Here is a 23028-nt window from a genome sequence, read left to right as displayed (position 1 = left end):
ATTTTTGTTAAAATAATTTATACCTTACTAACTTAAACATCCAATTTAGTATTTCAAGAGGTGATTTAATGCCATTGGTAGTAATTAGAAAATTATACCATATGTTTTTGAATAAACTGTTAGACACACCATCCTTTAAAAATACTACGATTGATACATCTACTTTTTGAAATTTCTTTCCAGTGAGAAAGAACTTGTAAATATTTAAGAAATCTAAGCTATATGAAAATTTACTTGATAAATTAATTTCGAAAAGAAAATTTTTATGAAGAGAAGACTTGACAAAAGAAGCCCCGTGTCGGTAAATAGGATGTACACACAACTCTTTAACATCATCTCTTGCTATTTTTTCATGTAGTTTCCCATTGATGTCAATCATTACAGAATTGCCATAAATAATATCTATATCTATATAATCATCGAGAGAAAAGACAGTATTGATAACGTTATTGTGTGGAAAGTAATCACCACAATTCATGAATAGAATCCATTTGCCTGTTGATAATAGAATACCTTTGTTCATTGCATCGTAAATGCCTTCATCTGATTCAGAAACTAAAAAGGTAATGTCTTTTTCATACCTTTTTATAATACTAAGAGTTCCATCAGTACTACCCCCATCAATAATAATATATTCTATATTACTATAAGTTTGATTGATAACACTCAGGATTGTCTCTTCTATATTAATAATTCCGTTGTATACAACTGTAATGATAGAAATAAGGGGAAAATCATCATTCCTTCTTACTATCGATTTAGCTTTGATGGTGTCTACCATAATTCATTAAATTATTTTATTGACTCCGCCTTTAGTTGTCCATTCCATAAATTAATAATAATCGTATCAAATATAGAACCTCTCAACCGATTATTATTCGCGTATACAGCTGCATCATACGCTCCTTCTGAAAAACGGTCTAATCCCCATGCACTAATTATAGACTTATTACTACATTTCATATTTTTAAAGGCAGTTGGTTCTAGATTCTCTATTTTGTACATAACATCAATTAAGTCAGCTGAATCTAAAGGATTAAATGAAAAACCATTAACATTATTCTGTACAAGAGTGTCACAACAACCACAATCTGTACTAACAGCGACAATCGTCCCTGCAGCCATCGCTTCATTAACTATTAGTCCCCAAGTTTCCTTCTTAAAGCTTGGCAAAAATAATGCCCTCGCGTTAATAAATAATTCTCTGATATGTTCATAATCCTGAAAAGGGAGAAATATAATTTCTTTTCCCAATCTATTCCTTTCAACTAAATCATTATGACAAGGGCCTTCACCAACCATTACAAGGGGTATACTGCCACCACTATTTCTATACTGAATATATGAATCAATATAAAAAGACAAATTTTTAAACTCCATTTGTCTGCCAACCGTTAAAAAATATTGCTCTGGTAAATGTTTGAAATTAATGTTTTCTACTTTCTCTTCCCAGAACTTGTTATCTGTAACGTTTAAACCATAAAATATTTGTTCTTTCTTAAATCCCCAATATATTAAGCTATCATCATAAGAATTAGAAGGGCATAAAAAAGCTTCAATGTTTCTGAATATTATTTTTTTTATCCAATTATTTAATTTGCTCCTAGGGAAAGTATCTTTTCTTGCATTTTCAAACACAACAATCCCTTTACGATGCCTTTTCGCCCATTGTATGGCTGTGGCTGATGGAGGAAAAACAATTGTGCCAACAAGAATAACATCTGGATTAAGTTGATTAAGAATTCTTGTAAGTTTCGATTTTATACCTTTAATTGTTACATCTTTATAAGATTTATTAGGAAATAAAGTAATAATATTCAATCCTATTTTATCAACGTTAGAAAATTCATATAACATAGGTTTTCCAATTGACTCAACGATAAAAAGTTCATGGCCTCTATTTTCTAGGAAAGTTTTAAAATGCTTAAGCCTAAGAGGAAAATATGCGTTAAAGTCTAAATGAGTTATTAAAATTTTCATTTTTATGTTAGTATGTGAAGTACAAATAAGCGGATGCACTATTACTAGTTTAATTAAAGGGCTGTAAGGGCATTCATTCAGTTTATGATTCACATAAATGATTTACTATTTGAGGGTAATATTTCATAACATTCACTATTTGACTGTCATTCTGTCTCTCTTTAACATTAATTTCATGGAGACTTTTTGACAATCCTCCTAAGACTATTTCAACATCCGTATACCGACAATCTATTATATTGTTCTCTACTACTTTTATTTTTGTACCATTTAATATTGCCATTGCCCAAAACCATATATCATCAGCACTTGGTGATAGTTTCAAAAATAAATCATCTCTAGTAGTATCTTGATGCAGGCTGTTAGGTGGGTATAATACTCCACCAACACCTTTTAAAAAATTTTTGAAAGTAACGGATCCTTGAGAAGAACTCTTCCAGCATGAGTAATCAATTGGATAGTTAAATTGATTTAAAGTAATCTTTGTTGCTATATGAGCGTGTATATAATTTGGAGCTTTTAGAAAAGAATAGTATAATTTTTCAAGCCAATCATTTTTATAAAAAACATCATCATCGGCAGTTACTAATGTATACTCGGGGTATTTAATTAAAGCAGGAACAAGTTTTGTGTAAGATCTCAAATCTTTACACCACTCAATTTCTATACCAAATGCCTTAAGACTTATAAGTGAACTGGGCAGGTCTTTTTCAAGATTTGGAAATTCGTCTTTTGATAACCACAAAATAATTCTATTTGGTTTAAAAGATTGTGTTAAAAGAGAATACAACATTAGATGAATATTATTTAATCGTTCTCCATAACTCGTTACAGAAACCATTACATTGTCATTCGACTTCCGAGTACCATAATTATTTAACTTTTGTATTTTTTTTTCTATTTTTCTAGCGTTAATTCCATATCTAATAGTTAAGTATTTAATATAAAATACATAAAGTATTTTTTTGGTATGTGAATTTTTGAAACTACTTATAAAATATTTCATAAAATTTCATGTTAACATGCAAATGACTTTTGAGTGATGTTAATGTATTTGCTGGCAAAATTTAATATTTATCCAGCAAATACATTTTTAATAATTCTAATCTTTACATACATGTATAATATTAAATAATAAATCATTGGGATCTTTAAGTATTTCTTTGAAAAATAAAGTGCACTGTTATCGTAACATTTTTTGATGAAGCTGTTTTTTTCTAATTGAATTGTATTCCCCCCCAAATGTATACAGGACACAGTTGGGATTAAATAAGAACTTAGACCCGCTTTTTGAATCTTGTAACTTAAGATATCTTCTTCATAATACAAAAATGTTTTTGGGTCAAATCCTCCAATTTTATAAAAGTTAATTTTATGGGACAACATGCATGAACCTGATGGCAAATCTATTTTGAAAAAATCTTTTCTAACCCATGTTGGATTTTTTAAAAGTATTTTTAGCTCAAGCATTGACTTTTTGAAGTAATGTAATTTGCCTAATATGGTAAGTTTTGCGAACAAAATTTTTGGAGTTATTCTTTTTCGCGCACAATCATAATCAATTTTTCCATTTTTATCATATAGTAGGGGTGAAACAACAGCAGCGTCAGTTTTTAAATCTATAAAGTTTAGTAAAGTGGGGAAAATGTTCTGAGTGAATAAAATATCATTGTTTAGGATCATTATATATTTGATTTCTGGATCGTTATAAACTATGCTTAAGCCGTAGTTATTACCATATGCATACCCATTGTTTGCTGGAGTTTGAATGAAATTAATTTTACCTAATATCATTTCTTTGCCTTTACGAAAGTTATTAATATTGACAAAATCTTTGTCAATATTAAATAATATTTTTAGTAATTCATTTTTTGAATTTTGTGTTGAGAAGTTATCGACAATTAATAACTTAATTTTTGAATCACTTGAATATTTAGTGACGGACTCTATACAATTCTTGGTAGCTATTGGATTATTATAATTTAAAATAATTATTCCAATAAAGTCATTAGTGGGTATAGTCATATTTCAATTGTTTTAAACTTAGTTTATGATTTACATTACTTAATGATGTTTTATAATAGTAATCACATAAATATAAAATAATTGAACCAAATATATATCCTGAAAAGTTTCTAAAAAAGAATATTAGAGGAATAATCATTAGTAAATTTATAAAAAATAACTTCAAATCTGATGGAATTTTTCGAAAAATGGGTTTTATTGAATTCATTATTAACGCGGTTGTAATAAATATATAAAATATACCATATTGGCTAAGAATTCCGATTATTCCTATATCTCCTTGAATAATACCTTGATTTTCGATCTTACCGAATATGTATTTTCCGTATGACGAATCTATATGGGCAATACCATTACCAAATATATAAGTTATCCAGTGATCCCAATGCTCAAATAGAAAAAACTGATATGCCGCGTATCTCACATTATCATCTAACTGCTCGTTAGTAGCCATTATCATTGAACCAAATAGATAGTCTCTATTTAAATATACTAAAAAAACGAAAAGAGAAATTACAGATAATATAAGGATTCTAGTTTTTACTCTTACTTTACTGATAAAGATTGGATAAATAAACATACAAAAAACACTGGATACAATTATTTGCCTTGTAACTGTTAGATATATACCGAATAGAAAAGTGATAAGTAAAAAGAGACTTTTAATAGATTTAGTGGAAAAATATTTAACAAAAGCTGTATAAAATGCTAGTATAACATAATATTCTCCGGCAATTGCATATCTATATAAACCAAATCTAGTTTCTAGTTTTTCAACATCTTCACCTCTCGTAAAGAACCAATAATTTGGAAATGTGTATTGCTGTAAAAAAGTAAGAATAATCCAAATGACTCCTACAATCAAAATTATTTTATTTAGTTTTTCTGCCTGTATTTTATAATAGTGAAGGATAAAATAAAATAGCCAACCGAGTAATGCTCGTTGAATAAGCATTGAAAGCATAAATGGCTGGTTGTGAATAAGATAGCAGGGGATTGTGCTTAATAACTGAGCTAATACTAATAATAAGATATACTTATGAAAATGCATATTTTTTGTTACCATTCTTTTTTGCATAAAGATTTTATACACAAAATACAATGATATAATTAGTTGTAAGTCTTTATTTATGTAATCAGGTATTAAGCTGAAAGACCAAAAATTAATAGAGGTGATTACAACGAGTAAAATAATAACATATTTCATCTTTTTATTTCATTAACAAGTTTTCATTTTATTGTGAATGACGGCTAATTTTGTACTTGGATATATTCATTAAGAGCGCACTCACATTTCAATGAAAGTAGTTTTTTACTGATTAATGTATAATATTTTTATTTTGTCCATTTGATTTAGAATAACTTTATTTTTAATTAAATATTTTTGCGAAAAGATGAAATATATAGCACATATGATTGCTGATAGAATTACACAAAACTCTGTATTTTTGATATTATTAATTACGGCTCTACAAATGAAAAAATATGGCAATGAAGCTAATATATTTAATTTTAAATTATTAAGTGGAAACTTTAATTTAGTAATTTTTTTGCAAAGTGCATACAATGTAGCTGTTACTAGTAACTCTGATATTAGAACTACTAATGATGTTCCAACTTCTCGGAGTTTAGGTACTAATAATACATTCAATGTTATACCTACCAATGCGCCAAATAAGGAGATGTATGCGAGTTCCTTATCTTTTTTTATGGACATTAAGATTTGATTTGATAAAATTTGAGCGATTCCCACAATAAAAATTAGTGGAATAATTATTCTAAAGCAAATTATTGATTTTTCGAATCCAGGACCTGATAGCAAGAGTATTATTTGTGGAGCTAGAGTTATTCCGCAGATTATTACAGGAAAACTTAATGTTATGATGAAAGTTAAAGATTTGTCTACCAATTCATCAAAATTATTGTACTTTTTTTCTGCTATTAATGATGATAATTTAGGAATTACTACTGTATTTAGCGCGGAAAAAATTCCTAAAATAATTGTATATAATTTAAGAGCTGTAGTATAATATCCAACGGAGATATCATTTGATACTAGTCCTAAATATGTTATGTTGAAAGTAGTATACATGCTAGTTAAAATTAAGTAGATTCCAACTGTAAAGTAAGTTTTAAGATGACGTTGTATGTTTAGTCTTTTGAAGGAAAATTTTATTTCTTTGAATGCATACCAACAGTTCACAATAGCGCTTGTCAAAGTGATTAAACAAGTAATTGTGAAATATATTGTATAATCTTCTTTTCTTTTTACGAAAATAAATATTGATATTACATATATGATTTTTATTATTATTGATCTATTTAAGATAAATTTAAAGTTTTCCGTTCCCCTAAAGTACCATTCAATTAGAAATACATTAAATATTAATTTAATTACACCAATAAAATATAAGTTTTTGTGTTCATTGAATTTATCGTTATTTAAGATTATGTATATATATACGATTGTGATGAATAACGTTAATAACATGTGAATAATAATTAATTCTGCAAAAACATTACTCAACATTTTGATATCATTTTTGTGTTTTGCAGTTTCTCTTATTCCTGTTAACGTTAGCCCCAACATACTAAATAAAATAAAGTAGTTTATTGTGTTGTCTACCCAATTAACTATTCCTATTTTATCTACTCCAAAAATTCTAGAGATGTACGGATATATTATAATCGGAATTAAATATTGAGATATTAGCAGTACACTATTATAAATAAAGTTTTTTGTAACACTCATGGTTTATTTAGTTGGTATTTTAAAGTTCAATAGCAGAATTTATTAGTAATCAACTTTGTCATGATTTGGATTTCGGTACAGACCGTTTCTCTTTATACTTGCAGGGTTGCCAGCGATCAAACAATATGGATTTTTGTTGTATTTTTTGTTCAGTAACGAATTAGCTCCTATAGTACAGAAGTCTGGTGTTTCCGTATTTTTTAGAATTATACATTTCATTGCAAACCAATTATTCTTTCCGATGATTATTGGAGCTACTGCAAGCATTTTATTTCCCGTTTCTATATTAGTTAATGCGTGAAAATCTGTGTCTACAAATAGACAATCCCAGCCAACTAAAGTATTTTCTCCAAATTTTATTAATTTGTATGCAATTATTTTACATCTTACTGTAGATTTAAAGTTTTCTCCAATGTTCAGTGTTCCATTTTCTCCAATAGAAATAGCTGCCCCATTTCCCATAACACAATTTTTATTAAAAATAACCTCACCACCATGATTTTCCCAAATTATTCCTGAATTGTTTTCATATATTGAAACATCATATCCTCCTAATCTGATCATGCCAAAATATAGTGTATCGGCGTTTATTTTGACTTTACCTTTCATGCTAAAAAATTTTGGTTTATATACAATTATTGGCAATTTTATTGCTTGTTTGATAGGTAGATAGTGAAAGTTAAAGTATATGCTATGCATTAGATAATATAACTTTGTTGCCAATTTGTATATTTTCATAGTTGTTATGTATAATTAAGATTTAAATTTTTTGTTAGCACACGCTTATTGCTGTAAATGTATATTTTTGGGTGTTCGTATATGTTATAAATTTAATATATTAAATTTATAATTGTTTTTGTAATTTTCGAGTACTCATGTAGAGTTATACACCTCATAAGTAGAAGTAATTTCACGTATTTAAAATCTATTTAATACCCAGGTTTCGTTTAACAAATTTTTATGCTAATCGGGAATATTAATATTTCATTTGTATACGTTGAATTAATTATCTGTGAGATTTTTTCTTTTCTTAATATTAATTTATCTTCTGAATATAATCGAATTATATCACCATGCGTTTATATTCCCTTTCATCATAGATGCAAGAGTCCACCAGCAGATTTTAATATCTAACCAAAAGGATTTTTTTCGATTGTAAAATCGATCAAGTCGAACGCGATGCACCATTTTTATTAGTTCATCAGTTTCACCCCGGCAGCCACGAACTTGGGCTAATCCTGTTATGCCTGGTTTTGTCCGATAACGACTTCCATACTTTGGTAATACTCGCCAGAATTGGGCATCGTGCTGAACAGCATGGGGGCGGGGGCCTATCACGCTCATCTGCCCTAATAAGACATTGATGAACTGGGGCATTTCATCTAGGTTTGATTTGCGCAGGAATCGACCAATCCGGGTTACCCGGTTATCCTGTTTCTGGGCCTGTTTAAATTGAGCTTTGGGGTTGTGCGTCATGGTCCTAAATTTCAGGCAATTGAACCAGGTTCCTTTATACCCTGTACGCTTCTGTACGTACAGAATAGGTCCTGGAGAATCCAGCTTGATCAGGACACCCAGCAGGGGGATCAGCCAGGAGAGGACGAATAGGGTAATGAGCAGCGAAAAGCAAATATCGAAACCTCGCTTGCCTATGGTTGGGTAGTCTACTCTGCGCCGGGTGTTAGGCTCAGTGTACACGTACAGGGGTTTGTAGTGTGTGTCAAGACTAAGCATACAAGTTTACTTTTAGTTGGGTTGATCGTGGAGAGAGGAAGCAATGCGTTTGGTTTCTGTTGGTTAGTCACTTTGGGGCAGACAGGAGCGTGGGTGCCCGTGCGATCAGCGTTGTGTTTAGGCGTTACCGTTGTTTAGCCATTTTTTCTTCTCAGAGCCGCCATAGTATTCGCCATAGTTGTAATTGTAGTAATAGGATTCCCCTTCGCCAACGCCGTTCAGAATGATGCTGAGCCGCTGGAAACGCTGCTCCTTGAACAGCACATCCACCATCTTGATCGAGTTCTTAGGCGTATGATCATGGCGCACCATAAACAGGGTTGCATCAGCATAGGGGGCAATCAGTTGAGAGTCTGTCACCAGGCCAACGGGGGGGGAGTCGACCAGTACGTAATCAAAGCGTTCTTTCAACTCCTCGAACAACTTACCCAGTCGGGGCGAACTCAATAACTCCGCCGGGTTTGGGGGCAGCGGCCCCGCCGTGATGATAAAGTAGTTATCGTAGCCAGTAACGGGCTGTAATAATTCGTCGATGGTAGCCTCACCAATCAGGTAATTGCTCAGGCCCACGTGATTTTCCATGTGCAGGCTTTTGTGGAGTTTGGGCTTACGCATGTCCATTTCCAGAATAACCGTTCGGTTATTCACCAGGGCCAGGCTGGCACCCAGGTTGAGCGACATAAAGGATTTTCCCTCGCCACTGATGCTGGACGTAAACAAGACCACCTGGGACGCATTGGGGTCGCTTCGCAAAAAGTGCAGGTTGGTACGAAGCGTACGGATCTGTTCGCCAATGACGGATTGCAACCGGGGTTTGAATACCATGTTGTCGATGGTGATCTGGCGGCTTTTAACCACCTCCCCCAGAATGGGCACTTGGGTTACATCCTCTACATCGGCCCGGTGTAAGACTCGGTTATTCAGGGCGTCTTTCGCTGTCAGAAAGCCTACCGGAACTAACAGACCCAGCAAGCCAAATATGGCGAAAATGGTCATCTTTACGGGTTTTACCGGTTTGCTCCCGGCCCGCGCGCTATCCACAATGCGGCTGTCCGGAATGGTAGAGGCCGCCGATAAAGCCGTTTCTTCGCGCTTTTGCAACAGGTAGGTATACAGGCCGTTCTTGATGGCCTGCTGGCGGGTAATGTTGAGCAAGGCCCGCTCTTTGCCTGGTACCGTCCGGATCATGCCTTCCAGGCGCTGGTTATTGGCCATCAATAGCCCCCGGTTGCTGGTCAGTTGCTGGCGGATAGTCTGCACGTTTTCGTTGATGCTCGCTTTCAGGGTCTTTAACTGGCTATCCAGCGATTGAACCAGTGGGTTATTGGGCGACATGGTTCGCGACACTTCATCACGTTTCGCTTCCAGTTCGGATACTTTTACCAAGAGCCCCGTCAAAATAGGATCACTCAGTCCCAGCGTAGCGGGAGCCAGGCCACTCTGCCCATCCTGGTGCTGTAGGTACCGCTCCACATCGCCCAGGGCACTCAGGCGAATGTTGACCTCGTTCAACTGGGTATCGTTGTCTTTCACTGTGCTCAGAAACGTTTGCGCCTGCACGCCCAGGTCCGTAATGCCCTGGGTCGATTTGTAGAGTTCGACTTCTTTTTCCACCGTTGAAAGCTCTCCGGAGATCAAGCCCAGGCGGTTTTCGATAAAGTTGAGCGTGTTACCGGCTTCCTTATTTTTGTCGATAACGGCCTCTTTATTGTACTCGTTAATGATCTGGTTCAGGATGGCCACCCCTTTGTCGGGTACGGCTTCATCTAGGGTCATCATCAGCACGGTGGCCTGTTTGGTCGTTGGCTCAACCGTTAGATTTCCCAGGTAACCTTCTACGGTTTCGGTATGATCGGCGATGGAGACTATGAGGGGCTCCATCTTGCTATTGAGTTGCTTACGGGTCAGAACGCGGAGCTGGCCGTAGGGTGTCTGGATGCTCTGGTTCACGGGGTAGGGGCTCCCGTTTAGATTCACCGTCTTCGCATCATTAAACGTAAATTCCAGCGCTTCGTCGGGGAGTTGGGCCACCGGTTTTTCCACCAGCAGACGGATGGGAGAGTCACCATAGATTTCTTTCTTCACCGTCCGGGTAGGTGTGTAGTAGTGGACATCGAGGCCCAGGTTCGTCACCACCCGGTCCATGAGGGTGTACGATTTCAGGATTTCCACCTCATTCTCGACTACTTTGCTCGGTGTGAAAATGTCGAGTTCTTTCAGCATGCTTTCACCCCCCATGCCTTTCTTCTCGTCTTTGATCAGCAGGCTGGCTTTCACTTTATACCCCGGGGGCTGGTACAGCAAATAAACGTAAGCCGCTCCCAGCGCCAGTACCAGCGACACCACAAACCAGGGCCAGTTGCGTACATAGCGCATCAGCATGGCCCGCAGGTTCGGTTGAGGTTCAACTTCGTATGCCTGATAGGGAGTGTATGGATTAGTATTGGTAACCATAATAGCTGGTGTTAAAGACGCGTGACAATGATGGCGATAAAGGATAGAGCGCTGATAATGATCGGTAAAAGCTGAAACGTCTGGTCGGCATTGTTGACGCGGGCTTTGCCGGGTTCTACATAGACCACATCGTTCGGATGCAGGTAGTAGTACGGAGATTTGAAGACATCCCGTTTGGTCAGGTCGATGTGGTTAAAGGTCCGCTTGCCGTTTTCCTCCCGGATAATCAGCACATTATCCCGACGGCCGTAGATGGTAATGTCGCCGGCCAGCCCCAGGGCCGCGGGCAGGGAAATGCGTTCATTGGGTATCGAGAACAGCGAAGGCCGGGCTACTTCGCCCGATACGGAAATCTGAAAGTTCAGGTTACGTACGTTTACGGTGGGTTCTTTCAAAAAGTCAAGCAGTTTTGTCTTAATCTGAGCGGCTGCCTGGCTATTGGTAAGACCTGCCACGGTCAGCTGACCCATAAGCGGCAGTTCAATCTGTCCTTCTTCGCTCACGACATAACCGGGCGTGTAGGGCAGGGGCGTGGTGGGCGTCACTGTCTGGGGTGATCCGGCCCGTTCAGCCATCGTAATGGCGGCATAGGGGTTGAAAAACGTCGAAGCTTCGGGACTCAGGCTGCTTACCTGCACGGATAGCACATCCCCCGGTTTAATGGTCGGAATGTAGCGGGGAGCCAGCGCAACGGTCGTGTCACTGCCAGCCGCACTTTGTTGGTACAGCACCAGCTCCTTGCTGGAAATACAGCCAGACAGACACGCTATCAATCCAATAAGCAAGCACCCGGCCTGGGTACATAGCACGCGTAATTTCATATGGGTACTAGTCATTAACTAACGATACTGATTCTGAATATACCGGCTGTGATACTGCCGTAGCAGGGCATCCAGCTGATAACCGACTTTATAGCGTGACGCAATATTATAGCCCCGGCTATAGGCATATTCCCAGCGAAACTCCTCCGTTGTGCGGAGCCGCACCCGCTGGCCCTGTACAATTCGTCCGGGGGCAATAGGGATGGCGAAATTGAAACCGCCCGTTCCCCCGTTCCCCGTTTTGGTGGCATAAAAGCCCACTTCCACATTGCCCAGCTGCCGGATGAAATCCAGCCTTACCCCCCGATCCTGGTGCAGATACTGCCCTCCCGACACTTTGATCGTCACATCATGCCGGGGCAGTCGGTAAGCCACATCGGCCAGGATCAGAACGTTGTTCATGGATTCGTAATAAAACCCGTTTTGCGGGAAAAAATAGAACCCCGTCACGCCCGTTTCCAGGCCATACGACCAGTTTTTGGTGAGATCAGCATGACGATACTGCACATTGACACCGTACTGATCCGAATAAAATAACCCCGCCGACAGACTCATAAAATTGACCCCATCCAGCGCCAGAAACTGGTTCAGGAAGGTTGGCGCGGGTCGAACGTTTAGTCCCTGATTATCCAGGTGATTGGCAATGGGGAACAACACGCCCCAGTTCAGCACCAGCCCCCGGCTTAAGTATAACTGACTCTGCAGCAGCAGATTCGTTTTGGCTTCAACCGTTTGTTCACGGTACCCGAACTGGGCAATGAACTCGGGCAGCAACCGAAAGTCGAACTTGTAGGCCCGGCTGTCGAATGGGTGCTGCTTCACGAAACGCTGCCGCTCGGGCCGTGACAGCGTCGTTGTGGTCACTGTTGTGTCCAGCCGATATTGGGCGATGGGCACCCCCTGGTAGAGGGGCACAAACGTCTGTATCCCGTTAGCCGTCATCGGTTGTGCTACGTCCCGCAGCCCCATAAACGGGTTTCGATACACCCGCTGCTCGTAGTACACCCGCTGCGCTGTGCTGTCCACCAGCAGGTTTTCTATGTTCGACAACCCGCTGCGCGACTGGGCAACGCTGTCGGTCAGGCCGCTCACTAGTAGCGTCATCCCCAGCCCCCAGGCCGCGAACCCGTGGCATTTCCTACTCCTTAGGCCGCTCCTCATAGTGGTTTCGGTTTACGAAGTAAAGGAATAGCATAGGAGGTTGACGCCGTTACCTGATCGCCATTCAGCAAACCTGCCTGCACGGTCCAGTGCCCGAACAGCAACGCGTACGCGCCCACGTTGACATGTTGCGAATCCCATTCCAGCAGCAACCCACCTTTCTTGTTGACGTTCAGGTTGACGCCCCCAAAGGGCCCCGCCAGATAGTAATAGGGTTTATCGCGTTTGTCTTTTAGCGTATACCCTGTGAAAATATCAGAATCCTGGTCATTTCTCACCTCGGCACGATATAGCGAATAAGGACTACCCATTCCCAGGGTAAAGGACGCCGTGATCGACTTCCATAGGTCGACATGTTTGGTCGCCACCACCGCATTGGTAATAAGCGAGTTGTCGATGCCAAACGGTGCCGAGACGATAACGGCTACGGATGGCCGTTTTGCCTTCTCCGTCAACAGAGCATACTTGATGTCAATTTGCCGATCACCTATACCGCGTCCGCTAAAGCCGATTGGGCCATTCGGGTTCAGCAAATTGATGTTTACTTCCAGCCGGGGCAACAGCGACAGATTGACAAAACAAATGCTTTCCGAATTCTTCTTGTTGAAGCGAAACGCGTAGCTCGACGGGTTGAACCCATAGCCAAAAGAAAATGTCCCATCCGCCACCACGTCCGCCGAAGGAATGTAAATCAATCCTGGTTTACCGGAAATATTTACCTGCGCCCAGCCCAGCCCCGGAAGCCCAAGACAGAGCACTGCACCCATAATGAAAACCTTTTGAACGGTCTTCAAGACGGTGAAGGGTCTGAACGATATAGTATATACGTTATGTATAATACTGTGATAAATCATTACCGGTACTGGCTACGTGTTCAGTTTACCTAGTTGAATGTGACTTTTAGGGAGAGACCCGCTTCGAGACCGTTGAGGCTTACCTTCTGGGTCGTGCTGCTTGTCTCGCTTTTAACAACCTGGTTGTAACTGCCCAAATGATAGCGGACATCGAGCGCCAGGAACAATTTCTTCACCAGCTTTTTCTCGGCACCCACAAACACTTGCACGCCGTAGTTATTGCCCGATTGGGTTTCCTTAACAGAGCCGGTGTTGCCCGCCACCTGCCGCGAAAAGTCATTGTTGATAAAATAGCGGGCCACGCTTACACCAATGTAGGGGGTCAGGAATGGGCTTTTAGGTTCGCTGGTTGCTTCATTGGTCGTTGTCGTTGCGGGGGCCGCTTTGGCAAAGGTGTATTTCAGATCGAGTGAGACCGGAATAACTGAAAGCGTGAATTTTTCGGAGCGGTTTGTGCCGCCTATGCTGACATCCCCCGAAACAGAGTTTTTCCAATAGCCAACCCGACCACCAACGGAGAGGCCTTTGGTAAGTCCCACTTCGAGGGCTGCCGTGGGCATGATGGCCCCCGAGAGGGTAGCACCTTTCCCGGCATTGTAATCGAGTAGCATGGAGCGTTCGTTCCAGTAATCGAGCGAGGGTTTCCAGTAGCTGGCGCCTACACTGATACTCTTCAGATTAACCTGCGCCTGCGCAGCGGACGGACCGACAAATAGGCCGCCCACGAGGGCAGCTACTGATAAAAAAAGGTAGTTTGTTTTCATCGTACTGATTTGGTGTGAGTTCCAAAAAATCTCTCCTGAGCGAAAGCAGCTATGGATCAACCGCCATTTCCCTGGTTGTGGCAGCTCTTAATTGCTTGATCACGAGTTGCAGTAAGCGTACTGATCGTTGCATTATAATTGCTGTTTATAGTACTCAGGTCTTTGTCCCGGGCAGTCTGGGCATTGGCTAGCTTAGCGGTCGCAATAGTATCGCAGGCAGTTGTATCGGCAGTTTGTAGAATACCAATGCCGACTATAGCCTGGGCATAGGCGACGTAGTACAGGACGGTCAATAAATTGTAAGAATCCTCACCTAATATAGATCTGACTGCGCCCAAGGCTGCTAACCCCTGATTAAGTTGCTGTGTAGCAAGGGCTCTGTAAGCATCGTAGGTAGCGGGCTTGCTGCTTTTACAAGCCGTGGCATCGGCCTGAATGGTTGTCTGGAGTTGCGTGAACTGGGTAGTAACAGTTGCCGTTTGCGCTTGCTTTGCGGCATCCAGTCCTTGTAGGGCTGTATTGAAAGCAGCTGTAGCAGCCGCTTTACAGGCGTCATTGTCTAATGCCCCATAGGTAGTGGCTACCGTTGCAACAATCCCTCCTGCTGCGAGACGTCCGCCAACCGTTTTGCCGTTCACCTGTGGCAGTGTAAAAGTAGGCAGATAAGCTTGTATGGCCGAATTATTGGCTATAGTCTTTACTTCGGCTTGTAGAGACGCAGGTAGTGCCCCAGTAGCTGACAGATTGCTGATAACGGCTGGTGTAAATTCAGCAACGATTGCCGAGGCTTTATCTGCAGTTACCGCTTTACCAACGTTATCTGAGGCTTGCTGTACAGACGCAGGAATCTGGCCGGTAGCGCTCATGCTGGAAAGGCCGGCGCTTACGGCAGCCGCAGCAGTGGAGGAGGTGATAGAAGCCGCTGTAACCGTAACCGCAGCCGGAGCCGTTGGTGTAACGTCGGGCAGTTTTACATCCGTAAATCCCTTAAAGGTATAGGTGAAAGGCGTCAGCGAATCAACATCTTTCGTTTTGCAATTGTACAGGACAGTCGCCAGACAAAACCCGTAAAGGAGCAGTTTGATGTTCGGTTTTGCAGTTTTCATGTAAAGATTTCTGTGTGATAGTGAAATTTGATTGATTAATTAGATGTCAATTATTTGCTCAATTGACGCGGTGAATAAACCAGAGCAACTGGGTAAAATGGGCTACCAGCGTTCTGACCTGGAATAGGATTATATATTTTATGGTCATTATGATTTACTCAATACGATATATTCGTACGAATAAATTATACAAATAAAATTTGCGCATAGGACTTCCTGCCTATGGAAATATAGGTTATTAGTAGATGGCCTTCTCCCGTGGGTTCGGTAAGAATAAAAATGTGCCTTAATTTACTGGGTATAGTCCAGTCGTGAACAGTCAGAAATGTTGACTAGAAACTGGGGATCAACAATTAGCGATAGTGTTGTTGAGTAATGAAAACTATCGAGAACTTCATATGCATCACCATTCGCTTAGAAAAGCGAAGTCGGTTGATGACCAGCGGAATGTTGTCTCTTCGACATAGTAGTTGTAAAAACGATCATGGATGTAGATAGTATATAATTGGGTGTCTTCTTATGTTCCCTGAATTATGATGAAGTAAATTTACAAATAAATCTATTCGATAATCTTTTCGACAAAAACTAACTGGAGGTGAAGCTAAATAAGATAAAGATGTACTGATTTTAATTTATGGCTACATCTGAGATTAAATTTAAATATATTATTACTTATTATTTATATAGTTATAATAATGGCGTAATAATCTACTGATTTGGCCTAAAAGCAGGTATTTTCGGTAAACTGTCCAGGTAACTTTATAGCCACGTTATTGGCCTTATTTAATGTAATTTTAATCTATTTTTAATCTGAATCCCTTTTTTGTATGAGATTTACTCTTTTGTAAATGATTAATTAAATAGTATACAAAAAAGAGTTATAGTAAATAAATGTTTAGTGTATAAGTGAAAATATGTTATACAAGATAGCATATTCGTCAAAGTGAGTAGCTATCGATATGTTTATCTAATTGTCTTCTTAATGCTTAAATTAGCCTATAAATAGAGGGACATCCTTATAAAAAGTGTACAATAACTATACATCCTGGATGAAAGAGTGCTTGTGGGTTTATCACGCTAAGCGTGGATAGTGATTCGTCAAATAGGCATCTATTGTACAGTTAGGTTATATAATTTATTCATGATGATTAGGTAGTTCTTACTGCGGGAGGTCGTATGGCGTAAAGGAGTATCTAGCAAACAAGGCTCATTCTGCCGCCCGGAAAGAGACCGATGGTATATTTGTGGGATGAATAGTGATGATGAGAAGTTGATTGCCTTCTTCAGAGGACGCAAGTTACCACCCAAAGGATACTTCCAGATTTCAGTCTGGGAATCGACATTCAACGTGAAGAAAACAATAGAACTAGCCCTACTGGGGCTGCAGGCGGGGGATACGGCCAGTCGGGAAACGCTCCGGCGGATCAGACAGAAACTGGATATAACTGGAAAAACAGACTAAAAAAGCCCGGCAAACAGGAGCTGGCCGGGCAATTATCATAGGTTAGTAATGGAATTTAGACTTCCGGACGGTGGCAGAGTCACGTGTGAGATCACATCTGCTGAATAGACGTCTAGCGTAGAAAGAAAGATTACTAATCACGTAGAGGACCGTTCGTTGTAGAAGGAGTACGGCTAATCGGATTAATCAAAAATTAATTCGACAAAGGCTAGTAAGATTCGTTATTGCTGAATCAATGACTTACTAGCCCCCACAACCTACCTGTATGAGCGCTTTTGATCAACTTGTTCCCTTACCCGGTAGCGAAAAAACGGCTCCGGATGCCACTCCGCTACAGACCCTTGATCCCAATGACGTGCTGACGGTCACGGTTCGCATTCGTCGAAAACGGTCGCTGACCCCTTTGGTCAGCACCGCTAACGCGGTGGAAGGCGTCGTAACCCGCAGCGCTTATGCCGCTCAGTTCGGTGCTGACCCGGCCGTTATAAAACAGGTAGAAGCGTTCGCTACCACCTACGATTTGAGTTTGGTCGATCAGAGCGCGACCCGCCGGACGGTGCTGCTGCGGGGAACCGTGGCCCAGATGGAGCGCGCCTTTGGTGTGCTGTTAACCAATTACCGCACGGCTGACGGTACGGAATTTCGGGGCCGGACGGGGCCGATCAATGTACCAGCGGAACTCATCGACAGTATCGAGGGCGTGTTTGGGTTAGACAATCGGCCGCAGGCACAGACTCATTTTCAAATCTTGACAACAGGGGCAGGGGCGCGCATGGCTCCATTGGCAACGACTGTTTCGTTTACGCCCCCACAGCTGGCCCGGCTATATAACTTTCCAACGGGGGTGACGGGAAAAGGACAAAGCATCGCCATCATTGAGTTGGGAGGAGGCTTTCGAAAGGCAGATATCACCGCGTACTTTGCTGGGTTAGGCCTGAAACCGCCGAAGGTGGTGGCCGTTTCGGTCGATGGGGGACTCAATGCACCCAGCACTGCCGACGGGGCAGATGGCGAGGTTATGCTCGACATCGAAGTAGCTGGCGCTATTGCGCCGGGGGCAACTATTGTGGTCTATTTTGCCCCCAATACCGATCAGGGCTTTCTGGATGCCATCACCACGGCCATCCACGATACAAATTATAAACCATCCGTTATTTCCATTAGCTGGGGAGCCGCTGAGAAAAACTGGACACCCCAGGCGCTCACTTCCTTCAATGAGGCCTTTCAGGCAGCAGCCGCCCTGGGAATAACGGTTTGTGCAGCCGCGGGCGATACCGGTTCCGACGATAGTGTGGGGGATGGGAAAGCGCATGTCGACTTTCCATCGTCGAGCCCATTCGTGCTGGCTTGCGGAGGCACAAAGCTCACCGCTTCGGGCGACTCGATCACGGACGAAGTGGTCTGGCATGCAAGTAAGACGAGTGCAACGGGTGGGGGGGTAAGTGACGCATTCGACCTACCCGACTATCAGCAGAAGAGCCATGTACCGCCATCGGTGAACGACAAAAAACGGATTGGTCGGGGCGTACCCGATGTGGCGGCTGTAGCGGATCCTGCTACCGGGTATGCGGTTCGGGTCGATGGCAACAACCTGATTATTGGTGGAACCAGTGCAGTGGCTCCGCTGATGGCCGGTCTGATTGCTCTGATCAATCAACAACGGGGCAAAGCCGTTGGCTTTATTCACCCTGTCCTTTATGCCCATGCAAACACATGTCGGGATATAACCCAGGGGAATAACGGCACAACGACGAGCAATAAAGGATATACGGCAGGTACGGGTTGGGATGCCTGTACGGGATTAGGCGTTCCAGACGGTAAGCGGTTGGCTACTGTCCTTGGGAGCCAGACGGCCACCTAAAATCCTGGAGAGTCAGCCTCAGGTCAGAAAATACAACAGGCCGGGTACGGTCAGTAGAAAGAGGAGAATAAGCAAAAATATAAGTTGCCAGGATCGCTTATACTGAACGTACCGGCTGTTCCCCGCAACCAAATTCATTAATTCGTTTATCCAGTGGCGTATCATTCAGCTAATTAAGTGGTAATGACCGACGAAAATAAACGATTCCTGAGTACCCGCGGTATTATAAAATTGTTACCTGGGGGCGGCTATTTTTTGCGTGGATAAAAATAAACGAACTGGGTAGCAGTAAATGATTTTTCCGTGCTTGTATAATAGCCTGATCCATCGATCGTCCAGCTAATGGCTTCGCCCTGCACTTCGTAGGCAAGGGGTAGCCGCCGGGGTACACGACTGAGGGCAGCCGCAATGGGTTCTCCTGCCCGGCGATTGTAGTAAAAAATCTGCTCGTAGGTTCGTATCAGGATTTCACGGCCATCGGCCGAAATAGCCGCCGATGTTGCATGATCGAAGGGAATACGCAGCAGGGCCGTCATCTGGGTAGGCTGGGTCAGCGATTGTGGATAAGCGGCCCGGTACACGGCCGAGTAAGTGCCTTTAGAGATGAGGAACAGGTCGTTTGTCATTGGATCGAGAAGAATCGCTTCGGCATTTTGCGACCCATCGGGCAGGTATACCCGAATCGCATCGGCATTGGTGATTTTCCCGTCGAACGGTAGTTTTTCTCCGATCAGGGTTGGCTCGGGGAAACGGTAAATGATTTTCTCCGAACGCCAGCGCCTGTTATCGCCAATATCGGCTACGTAAATATAGGACTTCCCCGGTATTGGACCGGGCCCAACTGCAATGTCCTCCCAATCCCGGTTTCTTGCTCCCTCGATGGTGAACCGGGCTACGATCTTTCCTTTTGGATTAATTAACTGGATTTGATTGGAATTGCCGGAGTCCTCTTCGGCCCACAGGTAACCCGGATTATTCCGACTTGCGGCCAGCCCGGATACTTCAGAAAGATCCGCGTCGTGCATAACGCCAACCTTTACGGCTCTCCTGAACAGAGTGGTGTCTTTAGGTAAGGCGTCGACCGAATAAGCGACCCAGGGTATCGAATCTGTATCTGTTGCCTGCTGGTTGGATGACCCACAACCGCCAGCGAACACGGCTAACACCGCCAATTGGAAACGAATGAATTTACTTGTTGGCATAATGATTCGCTCCTGGTTGTTGATGGCTGAAAACAGGCAGCCAAACGTGTCATACCTACTTTCCCTGCAGGGAAGCCGAATTGGCCACACTACCCGGTACGGGCTTCAGCCGGGCCACCCGAATACCCGAAAGGCGCTTGTGCCATTGAACGTATTCGCTGATGGGATAGGCCGATACGACGACCATTCCCTGGTCTGAAGAGGCATGTAGAAGATGCATCCGGCCATTGGGTTGCCGAACGGCCAGCCCGACATGCTTCATGTCGAGGCCGGGCCGGGCCGCAATCATCATGACAATGTCTCCCTCTCGGAGTTGCGCTTCGGCCTGCCGGATATTTTTCGTCGGGATAAACGGAAAGGACTGCTGGCTCAGCGAGGCCTCCGTGAGCGCGACTTGCTTAAGGATGTCGGGATTAGTGAGTTGAGGGTACTTGTAGGTTGTCGACGTCATGTAGGAAACAGGCTTGGCAACCACCAGGCTACCCGGTAGTTCGCCACTTACATCCGAGATCAATCCTTTCCGTTCATTATCGCGGAGCCAGTCCGAAAAATAGTGCAGTCGGCTGGCGTAGCCATCGATCCGGCCGTTTCGGTACCGGAGTCTGGTCAGGTAATTTCGGAACGTTTGTTCGGACAGAACCGGACCGGGCTTGCTGGCTACATCCTGCCAGGCCAGCGAAAGCGCCAGCACGGTTTCTAGGTACGTCGTGCAATCGAATTCCCGGAGGTTGACTACCAGTTGTTCCGTTGCCTGTTGGTCGAGCGTATTCGGGATGTAAGGCCTGCCCAGAAATTGTCTGCCAACGGTAATGGCCGTTTCGGCCGGCGTTTGACCCGGCACGAGCGTTAACGACCGTAAATCGCCGGACGTGGTATCCTGCGCCCGTAGGATCAGCGGTAAAAACAGCAGGAATAAGGCAGTAAATAATTTCGTCATGAATGGGCAGGTGCTTCCGGGCATGGTTTATTGGTAAAACGACCGCCGAAATTCGCCACAAATCTACGATTTAATTTCCAGCACCCGCACACTCCAGGGAGGGAGCACCAAGGGTATTCCCATACGGCCAATGGCTTCCTGGGTTTCGTTGGTGAGGAAAATATCGGTTAATTGAAGTAGTTTATGAGGGTCAATTTCCATCTGGTCAAAGGCTGCGGCCGGAATGGCAACGGTTGTGTCGTAGGTTGTGTGTTGCGAAAAGTTGCAGACGATGAGCAGCTTCTGGCGATCGGTGTAGCGCAGATAACTATAGACCTGGTGCGCATCATATCCGGCGCTTTGGCCATTGTCATTGACATACTGCAGGTCATAGAAATACCCGTTCTGAATGGCATCGGAGCCATTGACGAGGTAATTCAACTGCTGGTAAAAGGCCCGCAGCCGCCGTTGCTCATCGGACAGCTCCGCGCCGTTGTATTGGCCGTTGGCAAGCCACTGTTGCCATTCGGGGATGCCCCAATAGTCAAAGATGGTCGTGCGGCCATCGTCGCCACTGAACCCTTCGGCACCCTCTGCCCGTACGGCAACTTCCTGGCCAAAATAAAGGAGAACGGGACCCGTATGCATGGTTGCCGACAAGGTCATGGCCGGTATGGCGGCCCAGGGGTTATTGGCGAAAAAGCGGGATGCAATGCGCTGTTCATCGTGGTTTTCGAGAAACCGGAGCATGTGCTGAGAAAAATCGCCGGACTCCTGCTGCCAGACGCGGGTCAGGTCATAACACGAACCGTGCCCTTCCATCAAGCGCCGGACGGCATCGTACAGGCCTACTTTATCGTAGAGGTAATCAAAACCACCGTCCAGAATAAAGGGCCGGTATAGGCCGGGTTCGTAAATCTCCGCGATAAAAATCAGGCTAGGGTACCGCTGTTTAACCTGGCGGATGGCCCAATGCCAAAACTCAATGGGCACCATATGGGCCATATCGCACCGGAAACCATCGACGCCTTTGGCCGACCAGAAAAGCAGAATGTCGAGCATCTGCTTCCAGGTAGCAGGAATTGGGTCAACATGGCGGCTTCCGTCGAATACGTTGATGCCGTAATTCAGCTTTATGGTTTCGTACCAGTCGTTCCGGTCGGGCGTAGCCGTGATGGAGCCACTGCCCGTTACCCTGGCCGGGTATTCGTGCAGCCTATGCGACGCTACCGGGCTGGCGGCTTCGGGAGAAACAAATGTTTCTCCGGGCAGGTAATAAAAATTATTGTCCGGAGCGAAACCGACAGACGTATCGTCGTTCTGGCCGAGATCGACAACGCCCTGCGGTTTGGCATCGGATCGGTATTGCCGGGCTACGTGATTCGGTATAAAGTCGATAATGACCTTCAGCCCGTGCGCGTGGGTGCGCTGGACAAGGGCCTCAAATTCGGCCATGCGGTTGGGCACACTAACGGCCAGGTCGGGGTCGACGTCGTAATAATCCTTAATGGCGTAAGGTGATCCGGCGCGCCCTTTTACCACCGTTGGGTCGTCGGGCAGGATACCGTAAGCCGAGTAGTCGGTTTGGGTAGCGTGCTCCAGAATTCCCGTATACCAAACGTGCGAAACGCCAAATTGCCGGATCGACTGGAGAGCCGCATCATTGATGTCGTTGAATTTACCGGAACCGTTTTCTGCATAGGTTCCATTCCAGTGATTTGTGGTCGACTGGTTGCCGAACAGGCGCGTAAAAATCTGATAAATAATCAGTTTGTCGATCAGGGGAACAAGGGATGTCGAAGGCATAAACGAGATTGGTTCGGAGTCGGGCAAGCAGCAGGGTTGCTCAACGCAAAACTATGGCCTTTTTTGACGAAAATACTGGGTTATTTTTACGTTATTGTTGCATTATTTCCAGTCTGCCACAGCGCCTGGT

General features: G+C 43.1%; 19 protein-coding genes. 2 read left to right on the top strand and 17 right to left on the bottom strand.

The window, feature by feature from the left end:
* Window positions 1–7 precede the first annotated feature (7 nt).
* The 14 genes from ACYU8Y_RS18890 to ACYU8Y_RS18825 form a co-directional block, all read right to left on the bottom strand.
* Window positions 8–781: a glycosyltransferase family 2 protein gene (locus tag ACYU8Y_RS18890; protein ID WP_460939623.1), complete on the bottom strand. Its 774-nt coding sequence runs from the start codon at window positions 779–781 to the stop codon at window positions 8–10.
* 11 nt (window positions 782–792) lie between these two features.
* Complete coding sequence (locus ACYU8Y_RS18885) at window positions 793–1980, bottom strand: glycosyltransferase family 4 protein (RefSeq protein WP_460939621.1); 1188 nt, start codon at window positions 1978–1980, stop codon at window positions 793–795.
* 82 nt (window positions 1981–2062) lie between these two features.
* Window positions 2063–2986, bottom strand: coding sequence for a hypothetical protein (locus tag ACYU8Y_RS18880; RefSeq protein WP_460939619.1), 924 nt, complete (start codon window positions 2984–2986; stop codon window positions 2063–2065).
* 68 nt (window positions 2987–3054) lie between these two features.
* Entirely contained in the window at window positions 3055–4005 is a 951-nt protein-coding gene (locus tag ACYU8Y_RS18875; protein ID WP_460939618.1) for a glycosyltransferase, read from the bottom strand.
* On the bottom strand, window positions 3989–4969 hold the full coding sequence (locus ACYU8Y_RS18870) for a hypothetical protein (protein WP_460939617.1): 981 nt from the start codon (window positions 4967–4969) through the stop codon (window positions 3989–3991). Before ACYU8Y_RS18870 ends, ACYU8Y_RS18875 begins: the two co-directional genes overlap by 17 nt.
* Before the next feature lie 348 nt (window positions 4970–5317).
* Entirely contained in the window at window positions 5318–6757 is a 1440-nt protein-coding gene (locus ACYU8Y_RS18865) for an oligosaccharide flippase family protein (protein ID WP_460939616.1), read from the bottom strand.
* A gap of 42 nt (window positions 6758–6799) precedes the next feature.
* Window positions 6800–7366, bottom strand: a complete 567-nt coding sequence (locus ACYU8Y_RS18860) for an LbetaH domain-containing protein (RefSeq protein ID WP_460939614.1) — start codon at window positions 7364–7366, stop codon at window positions 6800–6802.
* 459 nt (window positions 7367–7825) lie between these two features.
* Window positions 7826–8491 (bottom strand): sugar transferase, encoded by a 666-nt coding sequence (locus tag ACYU8Y_RS18855; protein ID WP_460939613.1) that lies wholly within the window; start codon window positions 8489–8491, stop codon window positions 7826–7828.
* A 117-nt stretch (window positions 8492–8608) separates the two neighbouring features.
* Window positions 8609–10945 carry a GumC family protein gene (locus ACYU8Y_RS18850; RefSeq protein ID WP_460939612.1) on the bottom strand — a complete coding sequence of 779 codons (2337 nt, stop codon included), beginning with the start codon at window positions 10943–10945 and terminating at the stop codon, window positions 8609–8611.
* A gap of 11 nt (window positions 10946–10956) precedes the next feature.
* The gene (locus ACYU8Y_RS18845) at window positions 10957–11766 is read right to left on the bottom strand and encodes a polysaccharide biosynthesis/export family protein (protein ID WP_460939611.1); all 810 of its coding nucleotides are present in this window, start codon (window positions 11764–11766) and stop codon (window positions 10957–10959) included.
* Window positions 11767–11784: 18 nt separating this feature from the next.
* On the bottom strand, window positions 11785–12927 hold the full coding sequence (locus ACYU8Y_RS18840) for a YjbH domain-containing protein (RefSeq protein ID WP_460939610.1): 1143 nt from the start codon (window positions 12925–12927) through the stop codon (window positions 11785–11787).
* The gene (locus ACYU8Y_RS18835) at window positions 12924–13721 is read right to left on the bottom strand and encodes a YjbH domain-containing protein (RefSeq protein WP_460939609.1); all 798 of its coding nucleotides are present in this window, start codon (window positions 13719–13721) and stop codon (window positions 12924–12926) included. Before ACYU8Y_RS18835 ends, ACYU8Y_RS18840 begins: the two co-directional genes overlap by 4 nt.
* Window positions 13722–13810: 89 nt before the next feature.
* Entirely contained in the window at window positions 13811–14545 is a 735-nt protein-coding gene (locus tag ACYU8Y_RS18830) for a hypothetical protein (protein ID WP_460939608.1), read from the bottom strand.
* Window positions 14546–14601: 56 nt separating this feature from the next.
* Complete coding sequence (locus tag ACYU8Y_RS18825) at window positions 14602–15651, bottom strand: hypothetical protein (protein WP_460939607.1); 1050 nt, start codon at window positions 15649–15651, stop codon at window positions 14602–14604.
* Between the two features lie 1249 nt (window positions 15652–16900).
* Here ACYU8Y_RS18825 and ACYU8Y_RS18820 point away from each other — a divergent pair.
* Window positions 16901–17113, top strand: coding sequence for a hypothetical protein (locus ACYU8Y_RS18820; protein WP_460939606.1), 213 nt, complete (start codon window positions 16901–16903; stop codon window positions 17111–17113).
* 265 nt (window positions 17114–17378) lie between these two features.
* A complete protein-coding gene (locus tag ACYU8Y_RS18815) occupies window positions 17379–18974 on the top strand; it encodes a S53 family peptidase (protein ID WP_460939605.1) in 1596 nt (531 codons plus the stop codon).
* A gap of 248 nt (window positions 18975–19222) precedes the next feature.
* On the opposite strand, the gene ACYU8Y_RS18810 is transcribed toward ACYU8Y_RS18815, so the two are convergent.
* From ACYU8Y_RS18810 to ACYU8Y_RS18800, 3 genes are all read right to left on the bottom strand, one after another.
* Entirely contained in the window at window positions 19223–20176 is a 954-nt protein-coding gene (locus tag ACYU8Y_RS18810) for a hypothetical protein (protein WP_460939604.1), read from the bottom strand.
* Window positions 20177–20231: 55 nt separating this feature from the next.
* Window positions 20232–21113: an N-acetylmuramoyl-L-alanine amidase-like domain-containing protein gene (locus tag ACYU8Y_RS18805; RefSeq protein ID WP_460939603.1), complete on the bottom strand. Its 882-nt coding sequence runs from the start codon at window positions 21111–21113 to the stop codon at window positions 20232–20234.
* A 63-nt stretch (window positions 21114–21176) separates the two neighbouring features.
* Window positions 21177–22898 carry an alpha-amylase family protein gene (locus ACYU8Y_RS18800; protein ID WP_460939602.1) on the bottom strand — a complete coding sequence of 574 codons (1722 nt, stop codon included), beginning with the start codon at window positions 22896–22898 and terminating at the stop codon, window positions 21177–21179.
* Window positions 22899–23028: the final 130 nt, after the last annotated feature.

Source organism: Spirosoma humi (genome assembly GCF_054776575.1).
The sequence above is the reverse complement of the archived record's forward strand: the minus strand, read 5'-3'. Positions and strand labels throughout refer to the sequence as shown.